Below are 20,532 nucleotides of genomic sequence, written 5' to 3'. Positions count from 1 at the left end.
CATGCTCGGAACTTCGAACGGGACGGTAAAATCGAAGCGCTTGCGCGTCAATGGGTCTGGCGTGACTTTCCCGCACCGGGCCGTCGTTGCCCTGTGAACTACCGCTCGAACTACCGGCGCCGGGCGCGTAGTCTCGGACGGGCCGACGCAGCGCGGTGACCGCCGCCGGGGGCGGCGCGAAGGGGGAGCGATGGACTTGGCCGGCGCGCGGCACCGGTGGGCCCGGATCACTGCGCGGCCGCGGCGCTCCCGGCCGAAGCCGGGGATGCGCAGACTCGCCGCCGGCCTCACCGCCGCCGTCCGCGCCGGCACCCGGGCACCGGCCGACGTACGGGAGTTGTGCCGGGCGCTGTGCGCGGAGATGAGCCGCAGACGCGAGGGCCGGCCCGTCGAGCTGCGTTTCGAACGGTTCCCCGACGAGATCGAGGTCACCGGACTGTGGGTGGAGTTCCTGGACTTCGACCTGGTGATCGTCGAGGAGCGCGCCGAGGCCGTACAGCAACTGGTCATCCTGGGACATGAGTTGTGGCACATGCACGCACGTCACACGCATCATCACGCGGCCGCGGCGCACGCCTTCGCCGGGCGGCCGGGCTGGGACTCCGTCGCGCTGACCGTGGCCGCCCGCAACGGCTCCCGGGAGGCCGACGAGGCCGAGGCCGACGACTTCGGGCACCGGCTCGCGGCCGCGCTCCGGTCCTTCCTGCCCGGCCGGGGCGGCGAGGCTCCGCCCGATCCGGTCCAGCGCTCCCTCGGCTACCGCGGGCGTGAAGGCGGAGCCCGGTGACCTCCTCCCCACTGGCCGCGGGTCCGGCCGCGTTCCTCACCGGGCTGTACATCTCCTTCTGGCTCCCGGGCCTCGTGCTGACCGCGGCCCTGGTGATCAAGCTGCCGAGCATCCTCAAACTGTGGCGGGACCCGCTGCTGCGTGCCGTGGGCGGCCTGCTGCTGTTCGCCTGCGCGGTGTTCGCCTTCGCCGCTCCGCCCACCATCGCCTGGACGAACCGGGTCACCGGCGTGCCGAACATCGCGGCGCCCCTGGTGTACTCCCTGATCACCGCGCTGTCCGCGTCCTGGCTGCTGCTGGTCGTGCACTGGCGCAACGGCCACACCGACCGCCGGGAGCAGACGCGGCGCGCGACCCGCTGGGTGGTCTCGGTCTACGCCGCCGTGGTCGTCGCCCTGTGGGTGCTGTTCGCGCTCGCCGACGTGCCCGTGGAACAGGTCCGGAACCTGGACACCTACTACGCGAGTACGCCGTTCATGCGCGAGGAGATCCTGCTCTACCTCCTCGCCCACACCGTGGCCTGCGCCATCACGACCCGGCTGGTGTGGAACTGGATCCGCACCGACGGGCTCGACGCCTGGCTGCGCTGGGGGCTCAGGTTCCTGGGCATCGGCTACGCGACGAACCTGCTCTTCAGCGCGGCCAAGTTCACGGCCGTGGCGGCCCGCTGGACCGGTCACGACCTGGACTGGCTGAACACCAACATCGCACCGTCGGCCGCCTGCATCGCCGCCACGTTCGTCGCGACCGGCTTCATCGTCCCGCACGCCGGCCAGTACTTCCACGACCGCTGGCTGCTGCGCCGCCGGCACCGCTCCCTGAAGCCGCTCGCCCGGCTGCTGCGGACCGTCGCGGGCGGCCGCGAACCGCTCGCCCTGCGCGCCACCGCCGAGATGCGCCTGATCCGCCGCGAGACGTACATCCGCGACGCGCTCCTGCCGCTGTCGCGGTTCCTCGACGAGAACCTGCGCGGCCGGGCCCACGACGCCGCTCTCGCCCTCGGCCACGAACCCGGCCGGGCCCGGGCCCTGGCCGCTGCCGTGACGGTCCTGGAGGCCGTCGAGAACGGACGGCACGGCCCGGACGACGACGGCGGCACCGGCGAGACCGACGCCTCGTATCTGCTCCAGGAGATCCAGGCCCTCTCCGAGGTCCTGCGCCACCCCGAAGAGATCACGGCGGTACGCGCCCGCGCGGCCGTCCCGGCAGAGAGCATGTCCACGCATGAGTGAACGTCCCTCCCCCGCCAGAGCCGCTGTCGTCCTGGGGGGATCCCACACCGGCATGCTCGCGGCCCGGGCCCTGGCCGGCCTCGTCGACCGGGTCGTCGTCGTGGAACGCGACGAGCTGCCCGCGGCGCCCGAGCCCCGCAAGGGACTTCCGCAGGCCCGGCACGCCCACATGCTCTGGTCGGGCGGGGTACGGGCGATGGAGGAGCTGCTGCCGGGCATCACCGCGGCACTCCTGGACGCCGGGGCGCGCCGGGCCCCGGTCACCACGGACATGGTCGCCCTCTCGGCGCACGGCTGGTTCCGGCGCTGGCCCGAGTCCCACCACGTGCTCCTGGCCGGGCGGGACCTGCTGGACGCGACGGTCCGGGCGCGGGTCCTCGCGGACGGGCATGTCGAGGTGGCCGGGTCCACGGAGGTGCTCGGGCTCACGGGCGGCGCCGAGGCGGTCACCGGGGTCCGGGTGCGGGACCGCGACGGCCGGGAGCGGACCGTCGAGGCGGACCTGGTCGTCGACGCCACCGGCCGGGGTTCCGGAGCCGCCCGCTGGCTCACGGCCCTCGGGCTGCCGGCGCCGGAGCGCCGCGAGGTCGACACCGGTCTCGTCTACGCCAGCCGGCTCTACCTCGCACCCGAGCAGGCCCGCGCCGGCTTCCCGGTGATCAACGTGCAGCCGGACCCACGGGACGGCGGTCCCGGCCGGGCGGGCTTCCTGCTGCCCATCGAGAACGGCCGCTGGATCGTCACCCTCAACGGCACCCGCGGGGGCGAACCGACCTCCTGCGCCGACGACTTCGTCCCGTTCGCCCGCGAACGGCTGCGGCACCCGCTCATCGGCGACCTGCTCGCGGGGGCCGAGCCGCTGTCCGACGTCGCCGTCACCCGGGCCACCGTCAACCGCCGGTACTTCTACGAGCGGATGCCCGCCTGGCCCGACAACTTCACCGTCCTCGGCGACGCCCTGGCCGCGTACAACCCCGTCTACGGCCACGGGCTGGCCGTGGGCGCGCAGAGCGCGCTGCTCCTGCGGGATCTGGCGCGGCGCCACGGTCTCGGCACACCCGGCCTGTCCCGTCGCGTCCAGAAGGCGGTCGCCCGGCCGGTCGGGGCGGCCTGGGACCTCGCCATCGGGCAGGACGTGTTCTATCCGGGGGCGACGCAGAACGGGCCGACGGCCCGGGACCGGATCGTGGCCGCGTACGTGTCCCGGCTCATGCACACGGCCACCGGGAACGGGCGCATCGCCCGCCGGGTGACGGACGTGACCTCCCTGGAGCGGCGGGCGGAGGTGCTGCTGACACCGTCCGTCCTGCTGGCGGCGCTGACGGGGCCGTTGAAGCCGCCCCTGACCGGACCACCGCTGACCGCGGAGGAGTTGAAGAGAGCGGGCCTGCAATAGCGCCCCTTCAGGGGAGCGGGGCTGTGCTGAATGCACGGCTGCCGCCGCGTGGGCGCGGCCGGCCACGACGGCGCCGCAGACGGTCTGCTGCCCCGCGCGGCAGGGTCTTGTTTCGCCTGCGGGCGCGTGGGGGGCTGAGCGCGCCCGCGCGGCGGAGCCGCATATCGGCCGGGGCCCTTCGGGGCGCTCAGCCCTGGAACGCCGGTTGGGCCACGCCCTTGCCCGCGCCCGGGATCACCAGCAGGGAACCCGCCGTCGGATGCGGCGCCTCCAGCCCCACCCGCGCCGTCGTGACGTACAGGTCCGTCAGGTCGGCGCCCCCGAACGCACAGGCCGTCGTGAGCGAGGCGGGCAGGCTGATGACGCGGTCCAGCTCACCTGCCGGCGTGTAGCGGCGTACCGCCGCCCCGCCCCACAGCGCCACCCACACACAGCCGTCCGCGTCGACCGTCAGCCCGTCGGGGAAGCCGGCGCTCTCCTCGATCGTCACCAACGGGCGGCGGTTGACGGGGAGTCCGTCGGCGTAGTCGAAGACGTCCACCCGGCGGGTCGGCGTGTCGACGTAGTAGACGAGGCGGCCGTCCGGGCTCCAGCCCGTGCCGTTGCTGACCGTGACGTCCGGCAGCAGCGTCGTCGCCGTGCCGTCGGGCGCCACCCGGGCGAGCGTGCCGCCCCCGGTCGTCTCGTCGTAGCGCATCGTGCCGGCCCACAGGGAGCCGTCGGGGGCGACGGCCGCGTCGTTGGCGCGGCGGCCGGGGACCGGCTCGCGGTGCAGCCAGCGGAACGTGCCGTCGGGGTCGAGGAGGCCGACGCCGTCGCGGAGGTTGAGGACCAGGCCGCCGCCCGCGCGCGGCTTGACCGCGCCGACGTGCTGTTCGGTGGTGCGGATCGTGCGGTGACCGGTGGCCGGGTCGTACGTGTGGACACGCGAGCCCAGGACGTCGATCCACAGCAGGCGGCCGGTCGCCGCGTCCCAGGTCGGACCCTCGCCGAGGGTCGCCTCCGCCGCCACCGCGACCTCGTAAGCCGTCGTCATCACGCCACGCTCCGGTGGCCGAGGCGCTCGGAGAGTTCGGCCGCGCCCTTGGCCGCGAGCTGCTCCAGCTCGCTGAGGCGCTCGTCGCTCCAGCGGATCATCGGCACCGAGATGGACAGCGCCGCGACGACCTGGCCGGCGCGGTCGCGGACCGGCGCGGCGACACAGGAGACGTCCGGGTTGGACTCGCGGTTCTCCACGGCGATGCCGCGCGCGCGGATCCCGGCGAGGGCCTCGCGCAGGGCGCCCGGCTCGGTGATGCTGTTCGGGGTCATCGCGACGAGGTCGGCGTCGTCCGGGATGCGCGCGGTCAGCTCCGGCTCCGGCAGCGAGGCCAGCAGCATCTTGCCGACCGAGGTGCAGTGGGCGGGCAGCCGGCGGCCGGCGGCGGAGACCATGCGGACCGCGTGCGTGGAGTCGACCTTGGCGATGTAGATGACGTCGGTGCCTTCGAGGATCGCCACGTGGACGGTCTCGTCGCAGGTCTCGGCGACGGAGCGGGCGACCTGCTGGCCCTCGGCGGCGAGGTCGAGCTGCTCGGCGTACCTGCTGCCGAGCTGGTACGGACGCACGCCCAGCCGGTACCGTCCGGGCTGTCCGGGTACGGGCACGATGTACGACCGGGCGGAGAGCGTGGTCACCAGTTCGTGCACGGTGGTCCGCGGCAACTGGAGTCTGCGCACTATGTCCGGGGCGGAAAGGGTCCCGTCCCCGTCCAGGAAGAGCTCAAGAATGTCGAGAGCCCGGGTCACGGCAGGCACGAGGCGTCCCACGTCCGGCCCCCTCCCTTGGGTCTAAGCGCCAGATATCGGTGCGCCGCGCGTCTCAGCTACGGAGCCGTTCGAGATATCAACAGGCGATCGGCATGACGAACACAGGCTAACCATCGGGGATTCCGTGGGCAATGGCCGGGGACCAGCCGGGCACCGGCGGGTGCGCCCTGGGCACCATGGGGGCATGCGACTGGACTTCCAGCTGGTGCTGCTGCGCCGCATGGCCGACCACAACCCGGACCTGGTCGAGGACGCCCGGAGCACGCTGGGCGCCTCGATCGCGGAGATGCGGGAGGCGAACAAGCGCTGGCAGGCGATGGCCCGCTCACCGCGGTCCCGCTCCGCCGCGGCACGGTACCGCTCGGTGCTCGGCCCGCCGGAGTGGGAGACCAAACGCACCGTCGGCGACCTGGAGTGCGCGGCCTGGCAGTGGCCGCTGCCCCTGTGGCCCACCCTCCGCTTCGAGGCCATGGTCGCCCCCGGCGGGACGGTCTGGAACGCATGGCTGGTCCGCGCCCCGGACGCGCCCGCCCCGAGACTGGAGACCTTCGAGGACCTCACCCCCTGGTCCTGCACGGTCGACGAGGCCGCCCGCGCCTTCGCCCCGGCCCGGCCCCTGGAGGGCACGGCGCCCACCCGCTGGGGCCTCGCCTTCAAGGTGCCCGACGGCCGTCAGGTGGTCGCCGAGTTCACCTGGGGCCTGCTCCAGCGCACCGCCGTCATCGACGAGCCGCGCTGAGGATCGCCGCCGCCACCGCGGCCACCGAACCGGGGTGCAGGAACAGGAACAGGTTCGGTTCGACCAGTTCCAGCTCCATCACCTGCGGCTGCCCGCCCTCGCCGTCGACCAGGTCCACCCGGGCGTAGAGCAGCTCGGGCGCCTCCGGTACGGCGGCCAGCGCGCGCTCGGCCACGGCGAGTTCGGCCGGGGCCGGGGTCCACGGCTCCAGATCCGGATGGGCGACCTTGGCGGCGTCGTACGCCGTGCCCGGCGTGAGCACGGCCCGCTTGCGGCTGGCGTGCAGCAGCCGCCCGCCGACGAACTGCAGCGCCCGCTCGCCGCTGACGTCGATGCCGGAGACGTACGGCTGGACCATCGCGGTCAGCCCCTCCTCGTGCATCCGGGCGAGATGCCGCAGGGCCGTCTCGTGCTCGGCGGGCGTGTAGCGGGCGGCGAACCGGGCGCCGGCGCCGAAGACGGGCTTGACGACGAAGTCGCGGTCGGCGGGGAGGGCGGGGCCGGCCGGGTCGCCGGGGGCGAGATACCGCGTCGGCACGACCGGCACCCCGGCCGCCGCGAGGTCGCCGAGATACCGCTTGTCGGTGTTCCACCGCACCACCTGCGCCGGGTTCGCGATCCGGGTCGCCGTCCCCACCTTTTCCACCCACGCCACGAACTCGTCGGCGCGCCAGGTGTAGTCCCAGGTGGAGCGGATGACGACCAGGTCGTACCCGCCCCACTCCGCCTCCGGGTCGTCCCACGGGCGGGCGACGGCCTCGGCCCCCGCCTCGGCCAGCGCCCGCAGCAGCACCGGCAGGTCCCGGTCCCTGCTCGGTTCCGCGCCGGGGTCGTAGGTGGCGAGGGCTATGCGAGGCACGGTGGAGCTCCCTTGGCTGACGGCGGCTGCGTTCCCCGGGCAGGCTAACGGGAACGCTGTTGACCTTCACCTTCGGTGAAGCCCCAGCATCGGTGGCGGACGTCGAGGAACGGGAGGGGGAGCAGGTATGGAGTGGCTGACCATCGGGGCCTTCGCGAAGGCCTGCCGGCTGTCGCCGAAGGCGCTGCGGCTGTACGACGGGCTGGACCTGCTGAAGCCGGCCCGGGTCGACCCGGAGACCGGCTACCGGTACTACGCCGACGCGCAGCTGGAACGCGCCCGGCTGGTGGCCTGGCTGCGGCGGCTCGGCATGCCGCTGGCGCGGATCCGCGAGGTGTGCGCGCTGCCCGCCGGCCAGGCCGCCCGGGAGGTGCGGGCGTACTGGGCCCGTATCGAGGCGGAGACCGCCGTACGGCGGGACCTGGCCGCGTTCCTCGTCGACCATCTGTCCGGAGAGTCGAGAAGGGACACGACGAAGATGCTGGAACTGCGTTATGCCGCCCATTCGGACCGGGGTCGGGTCCGGCCGTCCAACCAGGACACCGCGTACGCGGGGCACCGGCTGCTGGCCGTCGCCGACGGGTGCGGGCCGGCCGGGGCCTCGGCCAGTGCCGCCGCCGTGGCGGCGCTGCGGCCCCTGGAGGACGCGGAGCTTTCGGCGGGCAACGTGCTGAATCTCCTGGAGGACGCGGTGCGTTCGGCAGGCGAGGCCGTGCGGCGGGTGGCCCAGGGCAGTACGGAGGTCGGTACGACGCTCACCGCGCTGCTGTGGACCGGGTCCCGGCTGGCCCTCGTGCACATCGGGGACTCGCGGGCGTATCTGCTGCGCGACGGGGAGCTGTTCCGGATCACGCACGACCACAGTGTGGTGCAGACGCTGATCGACGAGGGCCGGCTGACGCCGGAGGAGGCCGAGAGCCATCCGCAGCGGATGCTGCTGGCGAAGGCCCTGCCGGGCGACAGCGCCGACACCCCGGACCTGAAGCTCCACGAGGTCCGGGCCGGCGACCGGTACCTGGTCTGCTCGGACGGGCTGACCAGGGCGGTCCGCGACGAGCGGATCACGGAGCTGCTGGGCCGGGGCGAGCCGGCGGACGCGGTACGGGCACTGACCGAGGCGGCCGACGCGGCGGGCGGCGCCGACAACGCGAGCGCGGCAGTGGCCGACGTCGTACCGCCCCCCGGCCCACCTGCCTCGGCCGGTTAGGCGGTATGGCCCCGTTCCGCTCCGCTCGGTAGAAAGTCCGTCATGACGCTGCACGGCACCGACGCCCACGCCGGTCTCCCCGGTCTTCCTCCGCTCGTCCGGCGGGCCCTCGGTGCCGCCCGGGCCCAGGCGTTTCCCTACTCCTGTCGGCCCGAGCAGGGGCGGCTGCTCCAGGTGCTGGCCGGTGGGGTCCAGGGGCGGATCGGGGAGACCGGGACCGGGGTGGGGGTCGGGCTCGCGTGGCTCGCCTCCGGGGCCCGGGCCGGGGTGCGGCTGTTCAGTGTGGAGCGGGAGGCGGAGCGGGCACGGGCGGCCGCCGGGGTGTTCCGCGACCGGCCCGAGGTCACGGTGGCGTGCGGGGACTGGCGGGACATCTCGGCGTACGGGCCGTTCGAGCTGCTCGTGCTCGACGGCGGCGGGCAGGGGAAGGTACCCGGGGACCCGGCCGCCGATGTCGAGCGGCTGCTGGTGCCCGGCGGAACCGTCGTCGTCGACGACTTCACCCCCTGCGACCAGTGGCCGCCCCGGTTCGGCGGGGGCGTCGACCGGGCGCGGTTGCGCTGGCTGGAGCATCCGGCGTTGCGGGCGCTGGAGGTGCGGCTCGCGTCCGATCTGTGCGCGGTCGTCGGGACGCTGCGGCCGTGACCGTACGGCACTGTGATCAAGGTCGTGGTGCGCGGTGCGAGTGAGGTGGTCTGGGAGGGCGGCGGCTGGTGTAGGAAGGGACTGTCGAGGTTCCGAAACGGTGAGGAGTCGTCGCGTGTCGTTTCTGTTTCCGGCCCTGGCGGACGGTCCGGGCGAGCGCAGCGGGGCGGGGGTCCCCCCGGACGAGGTCCGGGGAAGGGTCGCCCTGCGGTTCGGCGCGCGGTCGTTGACCTACGGGCAGCTCGCCGCCGCGGCCGGCGCCCTGGCCCTGCGGGTCGGGGACGCCGAGCGGGTCGCGGTGTGGGCGACCCCGGACCTGGAGACGGCCGTCGCCGTCGTCGGCACCCTGCTCGCCGGCCGGGCGGCCGTACCGCTCAACCCGAAGTCGGGCGACAGGGAACTCGCGCACATCCTCGCCGACAGCGCACCGGCCGCCGTGCTGGCCGCGCCCGGCGCCGAGCTCCCGGCCGGGCTCGCCGGCCTGCCGCGGATCGACGTCGACACGCAGGCCGCGGGCCCGCTGCCCGAGGACCGCTCCGCCGAGTCCGACCCGGCGCTCGTCGTCTACACCTCCGGCACCACCGGCCCGCCCAAGGGCGCCGTCATCCCGCGCCGGGCGCTGGCCGCGACGCTGGACGCGCTGGCCGACGCCTGGCAGTGGACCGGGGAGGACGTCCTCGTCCACGGCCTCCCGCTCTTCCACGTGCACGGGCTCGTGCTGGGCGTCCTCGGGCCGCTGCGGCGCGGCGGCGCCGTCCGGCACCTCGGGCGGTTCGACACCGCCGGGGTCGCCCGCGAGCTGAACGACGGCGCCACCATGTTCTTCGGCGTCCCGACCATGTACCACCGCATCGCCGAGGCGCTGCCCGGCGACGCGGACCTGGCGAAGGCGCTCGGCCGGGCCCGGCTGCTGGTCTCCGGCTCGGCGGCGCTGCCCGTCCACGACCACGAGCGGATCGCGGCGGCGACCGGACGGCGGGTCGTCGAGCGGTACGGCATGACGGAGACCCTGATGAACACCAGCGTGCGCGCGGACGGGCAGGCCCGGGCGGGGACCGTGGGCGTGCCGCTGCCGGGGGTGGAGCTGCGGCTGGTGGAGGAGGACGGGACGGCCATCGCGCGGTACGACGGGGAGACCGTCGGGGAGATCCAGGTGCGCGGCCCGAACCTGTTCACCGAGTACCTCAACCGGCCGGACGCCACCGCCGCCGCCTTCACCGCCGACGGCTGGTTCCGCACCGGTGACATGGCGGTGCGCGAGCCGGACGGCTACGTGCGGATCGTCGGGCGCAAGGCCACCGACCTGATCAAGAGCGGGGGCTACAAGATCGGCGCCGGGGAGATCGAGAACGCGCTGCTGGAACATCCGGGGGTGCGGGAGGCCGCCGTCACCGGGGAGCCGGACGCGGACCTGGGCGAGCGGATCGTCGCCTGGATCGTCCCGGCCGACCCGCAGTCGCCGCCGCCCGCCGAGGAGTTGGCGGACCATGTCGCCGGGCGGCTCGCCCCGCACAAGCGCCCCCGCGTCGTCCACTACCTGGACGCCCTCCCCCGCAACGACATGGGGAAGATCATGAAGCGGGCCCTCGGTGCCTGAGCCGACGCCCGAGCGGCTCTCCGCCCGCCAGGTCCTCGACCTCGTCACCGACCCCGGCACCTTCGCCGAACTCCCGCACCCGGCACGGCAGTCGCCGCCCGACGGCCCGCTCGCCTGGCAGGGGTACGAGGCCTCGCGCGCCCGCGCCGCCGGGCGCACCGGCGAGGAGGAGTCCGTCGTCGTCGGCACCGCGCGCGTCGAGGGCACGGCAGCCGTGCTGATCGCGTTCGAGTTCGGCTTCCTCGGCGGCTCGCTGGGCGAGCGGACCGGGGACCGGCTGGAGGCGGCCTACGTCCATGCCCGCGCGCACCGGCTCCCGGTCGTGCCGCTGGTCGCCACCGGCGGCAGCCGGATGCAGGAGGGCATGCTCGCCCTGTCCCAGCTCCAGCGCGTGGCCCGCCAGTCGGCGCTCACCCGGGAGGCGGGGCTGGCGCAGATCGCGGTCCTGCGCGACCCGACGACCGGCGGCGGCTGGGCCACCCTGGGCGCCGGCGCCGACGTGATCCTGGCCCTGCCCGGTGCCCAGGTCGGCTTCGCCGGCTCCCGGGTCCGCCCGCCGGACGCCGACCCGGCCGCGTACACGGCCGAGGCGCAGCTCGCGGCGGGGTCGGTGGACGCCGTGGTGCCCATGAGCGGGCTCAAGAGCCGGCTCGGGCTGTGGCTGCGGCTGCTGACCTCCCCGGCCGCGACCCCCGCCGACCCGCCGGCCGCCCTCGGCGGCACCGGCCTGCCCGCCACCGGCGGGGAGGCCGTCCGGCGCGCCCGGGCCCCGCAACGCCCCCGCGCCCAGGCCTACTTGGACGCCTACTTCACCCGCCGGGTCGCCCTCGTCGGCGACCGGTGCGGCGGTGCGGATCCGGACGGGATGCTGTGCGGGTTCGGCGAGCGGGACGGCCGTACCGTCGCCTTCGCCGCGCAGACCGGGACGGCGACCCGGCCCGCCGGGTACCGGACCGCCGCGCGCCTGATACGGCTCGCGGACCGGCTCGACATCCCCGTGCTGACCCTCGTCGACACCCCGGGCGCCGCCAATGACGCGGACGCGGAACGGCAGGGGGCGGGCGCGGCGATCGCGGAGCTGTTCGGGGAGGTGGCGGCGGCCCGGATGCCGATCACCACCCTCGTCATCGGGGAGGGCGGCTCGGGCGGGGCGCTGGCGCTGGCCGCGCCCGGCAACACCTGGGCCACCCCGGACAGCTACTTCTCCGTCATCGCCCCGGAACTGGCGGCGGCGATCCTGAAACGCCCGCCGGAGGAGGTCGAGCCCACCGCCGACCAGTTGCGCATCCGGCCCCAGGACCTGGTGGAGCTGGGAGTGGTCCGGGGCATCGTGGGCCGCTCCCCGGACGGCCTCGCCGCGCCCGCGCCGACCGGCTGACCCGGGCACCCCGCCGACGGGCTCCGGCCGCCACCGGACCATCCACCTGCCCTGCCGCCACTCCGCCCCTTCGTCCGGCCCGCCCGTCCCCCCTGCTCGCCCCTTCGTCCGGCCCGCCTGTCCCCCCTGCTCGCCCCTGCTCCCGGCCCTCCCGGTCCCTCTTGCCCACCCGCCCCTGCCCTGCGGGCCGCCGTCGGCCGCGTCGAAGCGGTGTCACCAGGCCGGTGGCGCAGAGGTGTTGGGCGGGTGCGGGCCGGGCGGGATTCCGTCGGGAGGGCGGGACAGGGGCCGTCGTCTTCGGTGACAATGGACGGGTTACGGGGTCGAGGACACGGGGGCGCCATGGCGAGGATGATGGAGTTCAAGACCGAGGACGGCGCTGTCGTCGTCGTGGAGTCGGCCGACGGCGGCCCCGGCAGCCGGCCGGTGTCCCGCGACGGCGGGGCGGGACCGGTCACGCAGGCCACCCGTTCCTTCGAGGGCGCCCTGGACGGGGTGCGGGCGGCGGCCCAGTCCGCGCTGCGGGTCTTCCGGGACGGGACCCTGCGACCGGACTCGGTGGAGCTGGAGTTCGGTGTGAAGCTGACGGCGGAGGCGGGCGCCGTGATCGCCAAGGGCGCGGCCGAGGGGCAGCTGGTGGTACGGCTGAGCTGGGCCTCCGGGGCTGCCGACGCGACATGAGCCGCGCTGCCTGGCACGCCCGGATCGAGTGCGGGGGCACGGTGGCCGGGGCCGGCTTCCTCGTCGGCCCCCGCACCGTGCTGACCTGCGCCCATGTCGTCCAGAACCGGGACCGGGCGGCGCTTACGGTCAGCTTTCCGAACCGCCGGGACCTCGGCGAGCTGACCGCCGCGGTGGCCGTGCACGGCGGCTGGGCGGGCGGCTGGACCGACCCCGGCGACCTCGCCGTCCTCGAATTGACCCGTGACGTGCCCCTGCAACCGGCCCGGTTCGCGCCGCCCGGATCCGAGCAGGGCGGCGCGGACCTGGAGGCGTACGGCTTCCCGGACGGGTACGAGGAGGGAGTGCTCGCCCGCTACCGTGCCGTGTCCCGGACGCTGATCGCCGACGAGTGGCTGCAGTTGGAGGCCGCCTCGGCGCACGGCCAGCCGATCGCGCAGGGCTTCAGCGGGGCGGCGGTGACCCTGGCGGACGGCCGGGTGGTCGGGATGGTCACGCAGGCCGCGGACCAGCCGGAGGTCCGGGTCGGGCGCATGCTGCCGACGGAGGTCATGGCCCGCTACTGGTACGACCTGGGCGCGCTGGTCCCGGCGCCCGCGACCGACACCCCGGCCGCTTCGGGGCGGCTGCACGCGCTGGTGCGGCGGGCCGAGGCCGCGGCCCTGGACTGCCGTCCCGAGCGGCTCTACCGGGACGCGGTGGGCCCCTTCGGCCCGGAGCCGCCCGCGGACGGGTTCGCCTCGCTGCGGGAGGCCGCGGCGTATGTGCAGTGGCAGGTGGACGACCCGGAGGCGGTGCCGAGGTTCGCCGACCGGCTGGCGGGGCTGCTGGATCCCCGGCCGCCGGCGCCCGCGCCGGACTCCGGCTGGGCTCCCATCGTGGTGGAGCTGGAGCACAGCGGCGAGGGCCGGGAGCAGGTCACGGTGCAGGTGTCGGCGTACCGGGAGGGGCAGCGCCGACGGGTGGCGGTGCAGCGGCTGCCGCGGGGCGAGGTACGGGCCTACGTCCAGCAGCGCGTGGACGACGCGTTCGCCCTGCTCGCACCCGACGCCGAGGCACTGCTCACCTTCGTGCTGCCCCGCGACTGGCTGAACGAACCGGTCGCGCACTGGGCGTGCGGCCCCGAGGACGCCACCCCGCTCGGCTGCGCACACCCGCTGGTCGTGGCCGACCTCTCCCGGCACCGCAGCGCGCGGTTGCGCCACCGGCTGGCCCACAAGTGGCGGGCGCTGGCGGGAAGTCCAGGCCCCACGGTGCTGCACCGGGTCGACTGCGGCAGCCCCGAGCGACCCCTCGGCCTGCGCAAACGGCTGCGGGACGAGGACGCCGGCCTGGCGGGTTTCGGCGCACCGCCCGACACCGCCCCGGACCGCTTCGAGGCCGGCCTGAACGTGCCGGTGCCCGTCCTGCTGTGGCCGCGCACCGGCTGCGCCACCACCGGCCATCCCGGCCCGTGCCCGGGAAGCGCCTTCCTGGACGCCCTGAGCCCGTACCTCGACGGCGTCCCGCCGGCCGAACTCCCCCGCCACATCTGGCGGTTGCGGGAGGAGGCCGCGGCCGACGCCGATCCCGACGGCCACTGGGCGCGGGACGTGCAGCTCCTGTGGGACGACCCGCGCTGCTACCCCGAACCGCCGGCCAGCCTGCACACTCCCGTCGCCTAGCCCGCCGCTTCCACTCACGGAGAAGGACCCCCATGCCCCTGTGGCCCGTCTACACCGGTACGAAGGAGCCGCACGACGGCATCACCGAGCTGCCCGCGCCGCCGCCCTGGCGCGCCTTCGACGGCGGCCCGGAACTGGCGACCCCGGCCGACACCGACGACACCTCGGCCACCTCCCCCGACCGCACCCACCGCGCCGCCACCTACCAGGCGACACCGCGCACGGTCCAGCTGGTCAACGCGGCCCTCTACCTGCGCCGTCCCCTCCTGGTCACCGGCCCGCCCGGTACCGGCAAGTCCTCGCTCGCCTACGCGGTGGCCCGGGAGCTGAGGCTGGGCCCGGTCCTGCGCTGGAACATCACCAGCCGCAGCACCCTCCACGACGGCCTCTACCAGTACGACCCGCTCTCCCGGCTCTACGCGGCCCGTCAGGCCGCCACCGCCCCCGGCCCCGGCCCCGGCCCCGGCGCCCCGATGCCCGAGTCCGGTATCGAGGACCACCTGCGCCTCGGCCCCCTCGGCACCGCCCTGCTGCCCTACGGCCGGCCCCGGGCCCTGCTCATCGACGAGATCGACAAGAGCGACCTCGACCTGCCGAACGACCTCCTCAACGTGCTGGAGGAGGGCCAGTACGAGATCCCGGAGCTGGTCCGCGCCGCCCGCCACGCCCCCACCGCCGAGGTGATGGTCGACGGCACCGACGAACGCGTCCCCGTGGAGCGCGGCCGGGTGCGCTGCCGGTCCTTCCCGTTCGTCGTCCTCACCAGCAACGGCGAACGCGAGTTCCCGCCGGCCTTCCTGCGCCGCTGTGTGACCCTCCGGCTCCGCCAGCCCGACGACCAGCAGCTCGCCGGCATCGTCCGCGCCCACCTCGGCGAGCCCGACGCCTACGCCCAGTCGCTGATCACCCGGTTCCTGTCCCGGGTCGGCGGCGGCGACCTCGCCACCGACCAGCTGCTCAACGCGATCTACCTGGCCCGGTCCTCCGACCTGGGCGCCGAGTCGCTGGACGAACTCGCGGAACAGCTGATGCCGTACCTCGGCGAGGCCGCCCGGACCGATGCCTTCTGACCGCTCCGCGCCCCTCGCCCGCCTCGCCGACGTCCTGGCGCGGGCGGGTGCCGGCGTGCGTCCGACGCCCCGGGAGCTGGCCGAACTGCTGTGGCTGGCAGGGCAGATGCGGCGGGAGGAGGAGCCGCCGGGCCCGTCGCGGGAGGTGGCCGGTCCAGTGCGGCCGCCGCGCCGGGAACCGGCCGCCCCGCCGCCCCCGCCCACCGGCGACCAGGCGGAGCCGCCACCGGCTCCCCCTGCCCAGGGGCCCGCTCGCACCCCGCTCCACCTGCCCGCTCCGGCCCCCTCCCCCGGCCCGCACACCTCCCTGCTCGCGCCCGCGCCGCCCATGCTGCGCCACCCGCTGGCCCTGCAACGCTCCCTGCGCCCGCTCAAACGCCGTACGGACGCGCCCGCCGGCCACCGTCTCGACGAACACGCCACCGCCGACCGCATCGCCCGCCTCGGCGCGGCCCCGCAGTGGTGGCTCCCGGTCCTGCACCCGGCCCAGGAGCGCTGGCTGCGTCTGAACCTGGTGTACGACGAGGGCCCGACCATGCCGGTCTGGCGCCCGCTGCTGCGCGAACTGCACACGGCGCTCGCCCAGTCGGGGGTGTTCCGGACGGTGGCGGTGTACCGGGCCGGTGCGGACGGTACGGTGCGCGGCGGTGCGGGTCTGCCCGCTGACGGACGCACCGTCACGCTCCTGGTCAGCGACTGCATGGGCCCGCAGTGGCGGCCGGGTGAGGCGCGCACGCGGTGGTACGGCACGCTGCGGCGGTGGGCGCGGCAGATGCCGCTGGCGGTGGTCCAGCCGCTGCCCGAACACCTGTGGCGGGACACGGCGTTGCCGGCCACGCCCGGTCTGCTGTCGTCCCCGTTCCCGGCGGCCCCGGCATCGGCGCTCACCTTCACGCCGTACGAGGAGGAGGTGCCCGAGGGGGCATCGGGGTCCTCGGGGGCCTCGGGAACGCCGGTCCTGCCGGTCCTGGAGGTCGGACCGCGGTGGCTGGCGAACTGGGCGGGGCTGGTGGCGTCGTCGGGCGGGGCCCGGTTCCCGGGCGCGGCGGCGCGGCTGGACGCCCCCGTACCGGAGGACGCGCGCACCGACCTGTCCCGGCTGGCCGCCGAGGACCTGGTCCTGCGTTTCCGGGCGAGCGCGTCCCCGGAGGCGTTCCGGCTGGCCGGTCATCTGGCGCTCGGGCGCCCCGATCTGCCGGTGATGCGGCTGGTGCAGCGGGCGGTGGAGCCGGAGCCGCGGCCGCAGCACCTGGCGGAGGTGATCCTGAGCGGGGTGCTGACGGCGGTGCCGGGGCCGCCGGGCTCGTACGCGTTCCGGCCGGGGACGCGGGAGCTGCTGCTGCGGAGCCTGCCGCGGGCGGCGCGCGGCAGCACGGGGGAACTGCTGGCCCGGGTGGGCGGGTTGATCGAGGAGCGGGCGGGGGCGGCACCCGGGGAGTTCCGGGCGGTGGCGCCGGGGGACGGCGGGGCTCCCGCGGCCGCCGGTAACTCCCCCGCCGGGGAGGGCGAGGCGTTCGCGACGGTGCGGGCGGAGAGTGTGCGGCAGCTGGCGGGGAGCGGTGGCGCCGGGACGGCCCCGTTTCCACGGCAGGTCGGCGGGCGGTACCGGCTGGTACGGAGGTTCCTGCCGAACGGGTCGATGTGGCTGGCGAAGGACACGGAGACGGGAGGGTCGGTGGTGCTGCGGCTGCACCGGCCGTTCGCCGACCCGGCACGGCGGCCCGCGTTCCTCCGCGACGCCGAGCGGCTGCGGGCGGCCGGGCACCGCAACCTCGTCGGGGTCAGCGACTTCGGCATCGAGGGTGAGAGGGCCTACCTCGTCATGGAGCACCTGGCCGGAACTCCTCTCAACGCCCTTGCCGCGCCGCATGGTTACCGGCTTCCCGGCCCTCTCCTGGTGTCGGTCGGGAGCCAGCTCGCACAGGCCGTGGGCGCCCTCCACGACGTGGGGCTCACCCACGGCGCTCTCACCATGTCCCAGGTCATGCTGCTGCCCGACGGCACCGTCAAGCTGGGCGGGTTCGCCGCGGGCCGGACATCGGGCGCGCCGGGGCGGGCGCAGGACCTGTCGGCGCTGTGCGAGGTGATGCTGCTCCTGGCCGCGGGTACCTCGCGTCTGACGCCGCCCTTCGCACCGGACGAGCTCCGTCACCTGCCGGAGTCGCTGCGCGAGCGGTACGCGCGGGCCCTCACGCTGCTCGTGTCCCCGTCCCCGTCGCGGGGGTCCGGCCTGGAACAGCTGGCCGACGGCGAGCTGCTGCTGCGCGCCCAGGAGGAGTACGACTGGCAGCGCTTCTACCACGTCCTCGGCCCGCTGACCACCGAACTCGCCGCCGGTACCTCGGACTTCGGTCCGGCGGAGAGAGCCGCGCTGGCCATGCTGCTGCTGCGGCACGGCCGCGAGGTGACCCGCGACGCCCTGCGGAGGGGGCTGTGGAGCCCTGGCGAGGAGCCGGCGGACGCGACGCGGGCGGTGGACCGGATCGCGTCCCGGCTGCGCGAGGCCCTGGGCCCCGGCGTCCTGGCCACGCTGCCCGACGGCTACGCACTGCACACCAGCGCCGACTACCTGGATCTTGTCCACTGCGAAGGCCTGGAGAGTGCGGCCACCTCGCTGGCCGCCCAGGGCAATCTCCGGGGCGCGCGGGCCCGTCTGGGCACGGCCCTGGGGCTGTGGCGCGGCGCGGGCCCCCTCGCGGACGTCCCCGGCCCCGCCGCCCGCACCGCGCGCTCCCGGCTCCAGCAGCTCCGGCTCGCCCTGCACCGCCAGGTCGCCGAACTCGACCTGGATCTCGGCGAGTACGAACGGGCCGCCCTGCAACTCACGGACCTGCTGCGGACGTACCCCTCCCGGGAGGACCTGCTCCGGCTGCTGCTGATCGCACTACAGCGTCTGGGCCGTACCGACGAGGCCCTGGACGTCTACGAGGAGTACGAGCTGGCCGGCGGCAGCGATCCCGAACTCCGCTCCATCGGGCACGAGTTGCGCGCGGAGCGCGACGAGCCGGGGGACGCGGCCGAGTACGAGCCGCCGGCACCGGAGGCCCGGTCGCACGACGAACCGGTGGGCTCCTTCCCCACCGAGGAGTCACTGCCGTCCGTTCTCGCGCTGGAGGAGGAGTCGGCCGAATCGCTCGAGACTCCGCTGCCGCAGAACGTGGTGCCGGAGAGTCTGTTCGCGGTGGCGGATCCGATCGGTGACTTCGCGGACGAGTACGACGACGGTGACGAGGGCTACGAGGGCGACCCCGACGACGGTTCCGAGGAGGCTCCCGGGGACGGCGAGGAGCCGCCGCCGACCTACCGGACCTTCGTCACGTACGAGTTGGCGGATCCGCCCCGGGACGCGGACTCCGTGGCGGCGCTCGGCCGGGCGGTCACCCGGCTGCTGGCGGCGGGCGGGCTGGACGCGGCCCAGTACGACCTGTCCGCGCGGGAAACCGGCTACTTCGTGGTGACGGCGCCGGACGTGTCGGTGCTCGCGCTGCTCTCCGCCACGTGGCTGCGGCTGCGGGACGAACTGGTGCTGCTGGGCGCCGACCGCAGATGGCTGGTGACGTTCTCGTGCCGCCACGCGGACGGCCGGGTCGAGGCACCGGATCCGGCCGCCGTCCGTCAGGCGCTGGACGCCTCGGGCGACCGGCGGGCCGTCGTCGCCGTGCCGCAGACACTGCGCGACGAGTGGGACGACGACCCGGGCTTCGCCGACCGGCTGTCGCCACTGCGACGCGGGTCCGCGGCGGGCTGGTACTGGCCCGCGCTGCTGCCGCGGGTGGCCCATGACCGCACCGTCGATCCGCCGGCGGTCTTCGGCCCCTGCCCGCTGCCCGCCGGGAACCTGTTCCCCAAGCCGTCGGGAGAGACCAGGACCGTCGTGTACCAGGGTCCTCGCCGCGAGGACCTCAGCCTCACCCGCGGTCCCGAGGCCACCGGCTACTACGAGGTGGATCTCACCGAGCGCCGGCTCGCGCTGGACGTGTCCGCCGGCACGTTCCGTGCGGTCGGCGAAGCACGGTGGCGCATCACCGACGTGCTCTGCGTACTGGCCCTCGGCATCCTGCAGACCGTGCCCGAGGCCGTCGAGAACGCCGTGCGGGGGCGGTTGCTCCTGCTGTCGGAGAACCGTCCGCGCACCCACCCGGACCAGGCCCGGGCCGAGCTGGGTGACGGGCCGGGAGAGAACACCCCGCGCGGCGTCGCCGTCCGCTGGGACCTGACCCTCACCACGACCCGCGACTCCTAGGGCCCGCTGCCGGAAGCCGCCCGTACCCGCCGTAACGGCGAAACCCCCCATTCAGCCGCGCCCCGCCCGGCCCCTCCCCGCAGGCGCGCCGCTCCGATCCCCCGGAGGATGCGAAACAGGCCGCCGACCGGCGGTGCCACCCCACACGGCCCGCGCACTCGGGAGGACCTGCCATGACCGTCAGTCTGGAGCAGTTGCGCCGCTGCCATTTCGCCGTCGATCTGGGGGCCTCCCGCACCCGGGTGTACGTGAAGGGCATGGGCCTGGTCGTCGACCAGCCTTCCGTCGTCGCCGAGAACACCCGTTCCGGAGCACTGATCGCCGTCGGCGAGTTCGCGGAGAGGATGACGGGCCGTACCCCCGACTACATCCGCGTCGTGCGCCCCGTCTCCGGCGGCACGGTCGTCGACATCGAGATGGCCCAGCGCATGCTGCGCCACCTGCTCGGCGACAAGATCCGCCGTTCGCTGCGCCGCAAGGCCCGGCTGCGGGGGGCGGCGTGCACCCCGCACGACGCCGACCCGCTGGCCCAGCGGGCGACCATCGAGACGCTGGTGGGACTGGGGGCGCGGCGGGTGGAGCTGGTCGACACGCTGATCGCGGCGGCGGTGGGATGCGGGCTGCCGGTCGAGCGGCCGGAAGCGAGCATGATCCTCGTCTGCGGGGCCGCCGCCACCCAGGTCGCCGTGCTGTCGCTGGGGTCGATCGTGTGCGCCGAGCGGCTGCCCGTCGGGGGCGAGGCCGTGGACCACGCGATCGTGCAGCACCTGCGGCACGAGCACGAGCTGATGCTGCCGAGCCAGGCCGTACGACCCCTGCAACTGGCCCTGGACGGAAACGGCCTCACCCCGCACGGCCCCGCCTCCACCGAGATCCACGGGCGGGACGTGGCCACCGGGCTCGCCCGCAGCGTGCGCGTCGACACCGCCGCCGTACGGGAAGCCATCCAGGCGCCCCTCATGTCGGTCCTGGACGGGATCGGCAAGGTGCTGCGGGACTGCCCGCCGGACCTGGTCGCCGACCTCGCCGACCGCGGGATCATGATGGTCGGCGGGTCGGCGCTGCTCCCCGGCTTCGACCAGCTGCTGCGGCAGGCCACCGGCATGCCGGTGCACATCGCGGAGCGGCCGGACGTGTGTGCCGTGCAGGGCGTCGGGGCGATGCTGGAGGGCCGGATCGAGCCGCTGGTCCTGGATCCGCTGGCCGCCTGACCCCGCCCCGCCCC

General features: G+C 75.2%; 16 protein-coding genes. 13 read left to right on the top strand and 3 right to left on the bottom strand.

Features of this window, described 5'->3' with window-relative positions; translation table 11 throughout:
- The first annotated feature begins 190 nt into the window (after positions 1–190).
- Genes AB0P24_RS07605 through AB0P24_RS07595 form a run of 3 tightly spaced genes read left to right on the top strand, consistent with a single transcriptional unit; the run spans position 191 to position 3,415 of the window.
- A complete protein-coding gene (locus AB0P24_RS07605) occupies positions 191–787 on the top strand; it encodes a toxin-antitoxin system, toxin component family protein (protein WP_365791287.1) in 597 nt (198 codons plus the stop codon).
- Positions 784–2,019 carry an MAB_1171c family putative transporter gene (locus tag AB0P24_RS07600; protein ID WP_365791286.1) on the top strand — a complete coding sequence of 412 codons (1,236 nt, stop codon included), beginning with the start codon at positions 784–786 and terminating at the stop codon, positions 2,017–2,019. Before AB0P24_RS07605 ends, AB0P24_RS07600 begins: the two co-directional genes overlap by 4 nt.
- On the top strand, positions 2,012–3,415 hold the full coding sequence (locus AB0P24_RS07595; RefSeq protein WP_365791285.1) for an FAD-dependent monooxygenase: 1,404 nt from the start codon (positions 2,012–2,014) through the stop codon (positions 3,413–3,415). Before AB0P24_RS07600 ends, AB0P24_RS07595 begins: the two co-directional genes overlap by 8 nt.
- A gap of 187 nt (positions 3,416–3,602) precedes the next feature.
- Here the strand turns inward: AB0P24_RS07595 and AB0P24_RS07590 are convergent, their stop codons facing one another.
- Positions 3,603–4,451, bottom strand: a complete 849-nt coding sequence (locus AB0P24_RS07590) for an SMP-30/gluconolactonase/LRE family protein (RefSeq protein ID WP_365791284.1) — start codon at positions 4,449–4,451, stop codon at positions 3,603–3,605.
- Complete coding sequence (locus AB0P24_RS07585) at positions 4,451–5,224, bottom strand: IclR family transcriptional regulator (protein ID WP_365791283.1); 774 nt, start codon at positions 5,222–5,224, stop codon at positions 4,451–4,453. The genes AB0P24_RS07590 and AB0P24_RS07585 overlap by 1 nt, the downstream gene beginning before the upstream one ends.
- Positions 5,225–5,408: 184 nt before the next feature.
- On the opposite strand from AB0P24_RS07585, the gene AB0P24_RS07580 reads away from it, so the two are divergent.
- Entirely contained in the window at positions 5,409–5,963 is a 555-nt protein-coding gene (locus AB0P24_RS07580; protein ID WP_365791282.1) for a hypothetical protein, read from the top strand.
- Here AB0P24_RS07580 and AB0P24_RS07575 read toward each other — a convergent pair.
- The gene (locus AB0P24_RS07575; RefSeq protein ID WP_365791281.1) at positions 5,944–6,822 is read right to left on the bottom strand and encodes a hypothetical protein; all 879 of its coding nucleotides are present in this window, start codon (positions 6,820–6,822) and stop codon (positions 5,944–5,946) included. The two genes, AB0P24_RS07580 and AB0P24_RS07575, sit on opposite strands and share 20 nt — an antisense overlap.
- Positions 6,823–6,949: 127 nt before the next feature.
- Between AB0P24_RS07575 and AB0P24_RS07570 the strand changes: the two genes are divergently transcribed.
- The 9 genes from AB0P24_RS07570 to AB0P24_RS07530 all read left to right on the top strand — a co-directional run bounded on the left by AB0P24_RS07570 (position 6,950) and on the right by AB0P24_RS07530 (position 20,518).
- Positions 6,950–8,029: a MerR family transcriptional regulator gene (locus tag AB0P24_RS07570; protein ID WP_365791280.1), complete on the top strand. Its 1,080-nt coding sequence runs from the start codon at positions 6,950–6,952 to the stop codon at positions 8,027–8,029.
- Positions 8,030–8,071: 42 nt separating this feature from the next.
- Positions 8,072–8,674, top strand: coding sequence for a class I SAM-dependent methyltransferase (locus tag AB0P24_RS07565; protein ID WP_365791279.1), 603 nt, complete (start codon positions 8,072–8,074; stop codon positions 8,672–8,674).
- A 115-nt stretch (positions 8,675–8,789) separates the two neighbouring features.
- Entirely contained in the window at positions 8,790–10,271 is a 1,482-nt protein-coding gene (locus tag AB0P24_RS07560) for an acyl-CoA synthetase (protein WP_365791278.1), read from the top strand.
- A complete protein-coding gene (locus AB0P24_RS07555; protein WP_365791277.1) occupies positions 10,264–11,649 on the top strand; it encodes a carboxyl transferase domain-containing protein in 1,386 nt (461 codons plus the stop codon). The genes AB0P24_RS07560 and AB0P24_RS07555 overlap by 8 nt, the downstream gene beginning before the upstream one ends.
- A 342-nt stretch (positions 11,650–11,991) precedes the next feature.
- A complete protein-coding gene (locus AB0P24_RS07550) occupies positions 11,992–12,330 on the top strand; it encodes a CU044_2847 family protein (RefSeq protein ID WP_365791276.1) in 339 nt (112 codons plus the stop codon).
- Positions 12,327–13,994, top strand: coding sequence for a trypsin-like peptidase domain-containing protein (locus AB0P24_RS07545; protein ID WP_365791275.1), 1,668 nt, complete (start codon positions 12,327–12,329; stop codon positions 13,992–13,994). Before AB0P24_RS07550 ends, AB0P24_RS07545 begins: the two co-directional genes overlap by 4 nt.
- A gap of 32 nt (positions 13,995–14,026) precedes the next feature.
- Positions 14,027–15,064 carry a MoxR family ATPase gene (locus tag AB0P24_RS07540; protein ID WP_365791274.1) on the top strand — a complete coding sequence of 346 codons (1,038 nt, stop codon included), beginning with the start codon at positions 14,027–14,029 and terminating at the stop codon, positions 15,062–15,064.
- Complete coding sequence (locus tag AB0P24_RS07535; protein WP_365791273.1) at positions 15,054–19,307, top strand: SAV_2336 N-terminal domain-related protein; 4,254 nt, start codon at positions 15,054–15,056, stop codon at positions 19,305–19,307. The genes AB0P24_RS07540 and AB0P24_RS07535 overlap by 11 nt, the downstream gene beginning before the upstream one ends.
- Before the next feature lie 173 nt (positions 19,308–19,480).
- The gene (locus AB0P24_RS07530; RefSeq protein WP_365791272.1) at positions 19,481–20,518 is read left to right on the top strand and encodes a rod shape-determining protein; all 1,038 of its coding nucleotides are present in this window, start codon (positions 19,481–19,483) and stop codon (positions 20,516–20,518) included.
- Positions 20,519–20,532: the final 14 nt, after the last annotated feature.

The sequence above is a fragment of the Streptomyces sp. NPDC086519 genome (genome assembly GCF_040686075.1).
Taxonomy (GTDB): domain Bacteria; phylum Actinomycetota; class Actinomycetes; order Streptomycetales; family Streptomycetaceae; genus Streptomyces; species Streptomyces shenzhenensis.
This window is presented reverse-complemented; position numbering and strand designations above follow the sequence as displayed.

Bases quoted from the DNA above. Each gene is read 5' to 3' on its own strand.
- AB0P24_RS07605 (WP_365791287.1), top strand. From the start codon at position 191: ATGGACTTGGCCGGCGCGCGGCACCGGTGGGCCCGGATCACTGCGCGG.
- AB0P24_RS07595 (WP_365791285.1), top strand. From the start codon at position 2,012: ATGAGTGAACGTCCCTCCCCCGCCAGAGCCGCTGTCGTCCTGGGGGGA.
- AB0P24_RS07590 (WP_365791284.1), bottom strand. From the start codon at position 4,451: ATGACGACGGCTTACGAGGTCGCGGTGGCGGCGGAGGCGACCCTCGGC.
- AB0P24_RS07580 (WP_365791282.1), top strand. From the start codon at position 5,409: ATGCGACTGGACTTCCAGCTGGTGCTGCTGCGCCGCATGGCCGACCAC.
- AB0P24_RS07570 (WP_365791280.1), top strand. From the start codon at position 6,950: ATGGAGTGGCTGACCATCGGGGCCTTCGCGAAGGCCTGCCGGCTGTCG.
- AB0P24_RS07565 (WP_365791279.1), top strand. From the start codon at position 8,072: ATGACGCTGCACGGCACCGACGCCCACGCCGGTCTCCCCGGTCTTCCT.
- AB0P24_RS07550 (WP_365791276.1), top strand. From the start codon at position 11,992: ATGGCGAGGATGATGGAGTTCAAGACCGAGGACGGCGCTGTCGTCGTC.
- AB0P24_RS07545 (WP_365791275.1), top strand. From the start codon at position 12,327: ATGAGCCGCGCTGCCTGGCACGCCCGGATCGAGTGCGGGGGCACGGTG.
- AB0P24_RS07540 (WP_365791274.1), top strand. From the start codon at position 14,027: ATGCCCCTGTGGCCCGTCTACACCGGTACGAAGGAGCCGCACGACGGC.
- AB0P24_RS07535 (WP_365791273.1), top strand. From the start codon at position 15,054: ATGCCTTCTGACCGCTCCGCGCCCCTCGCCCGCCTCGCCGACGTCCTG.
- AB0P24_RS07530 (WP_365791272.1), top strand. From the start codon at position 19,481: ATGACCGTCAGTCTGGAGCAGTTGCGCCGCTGCCATTTCGCCGTCGAT.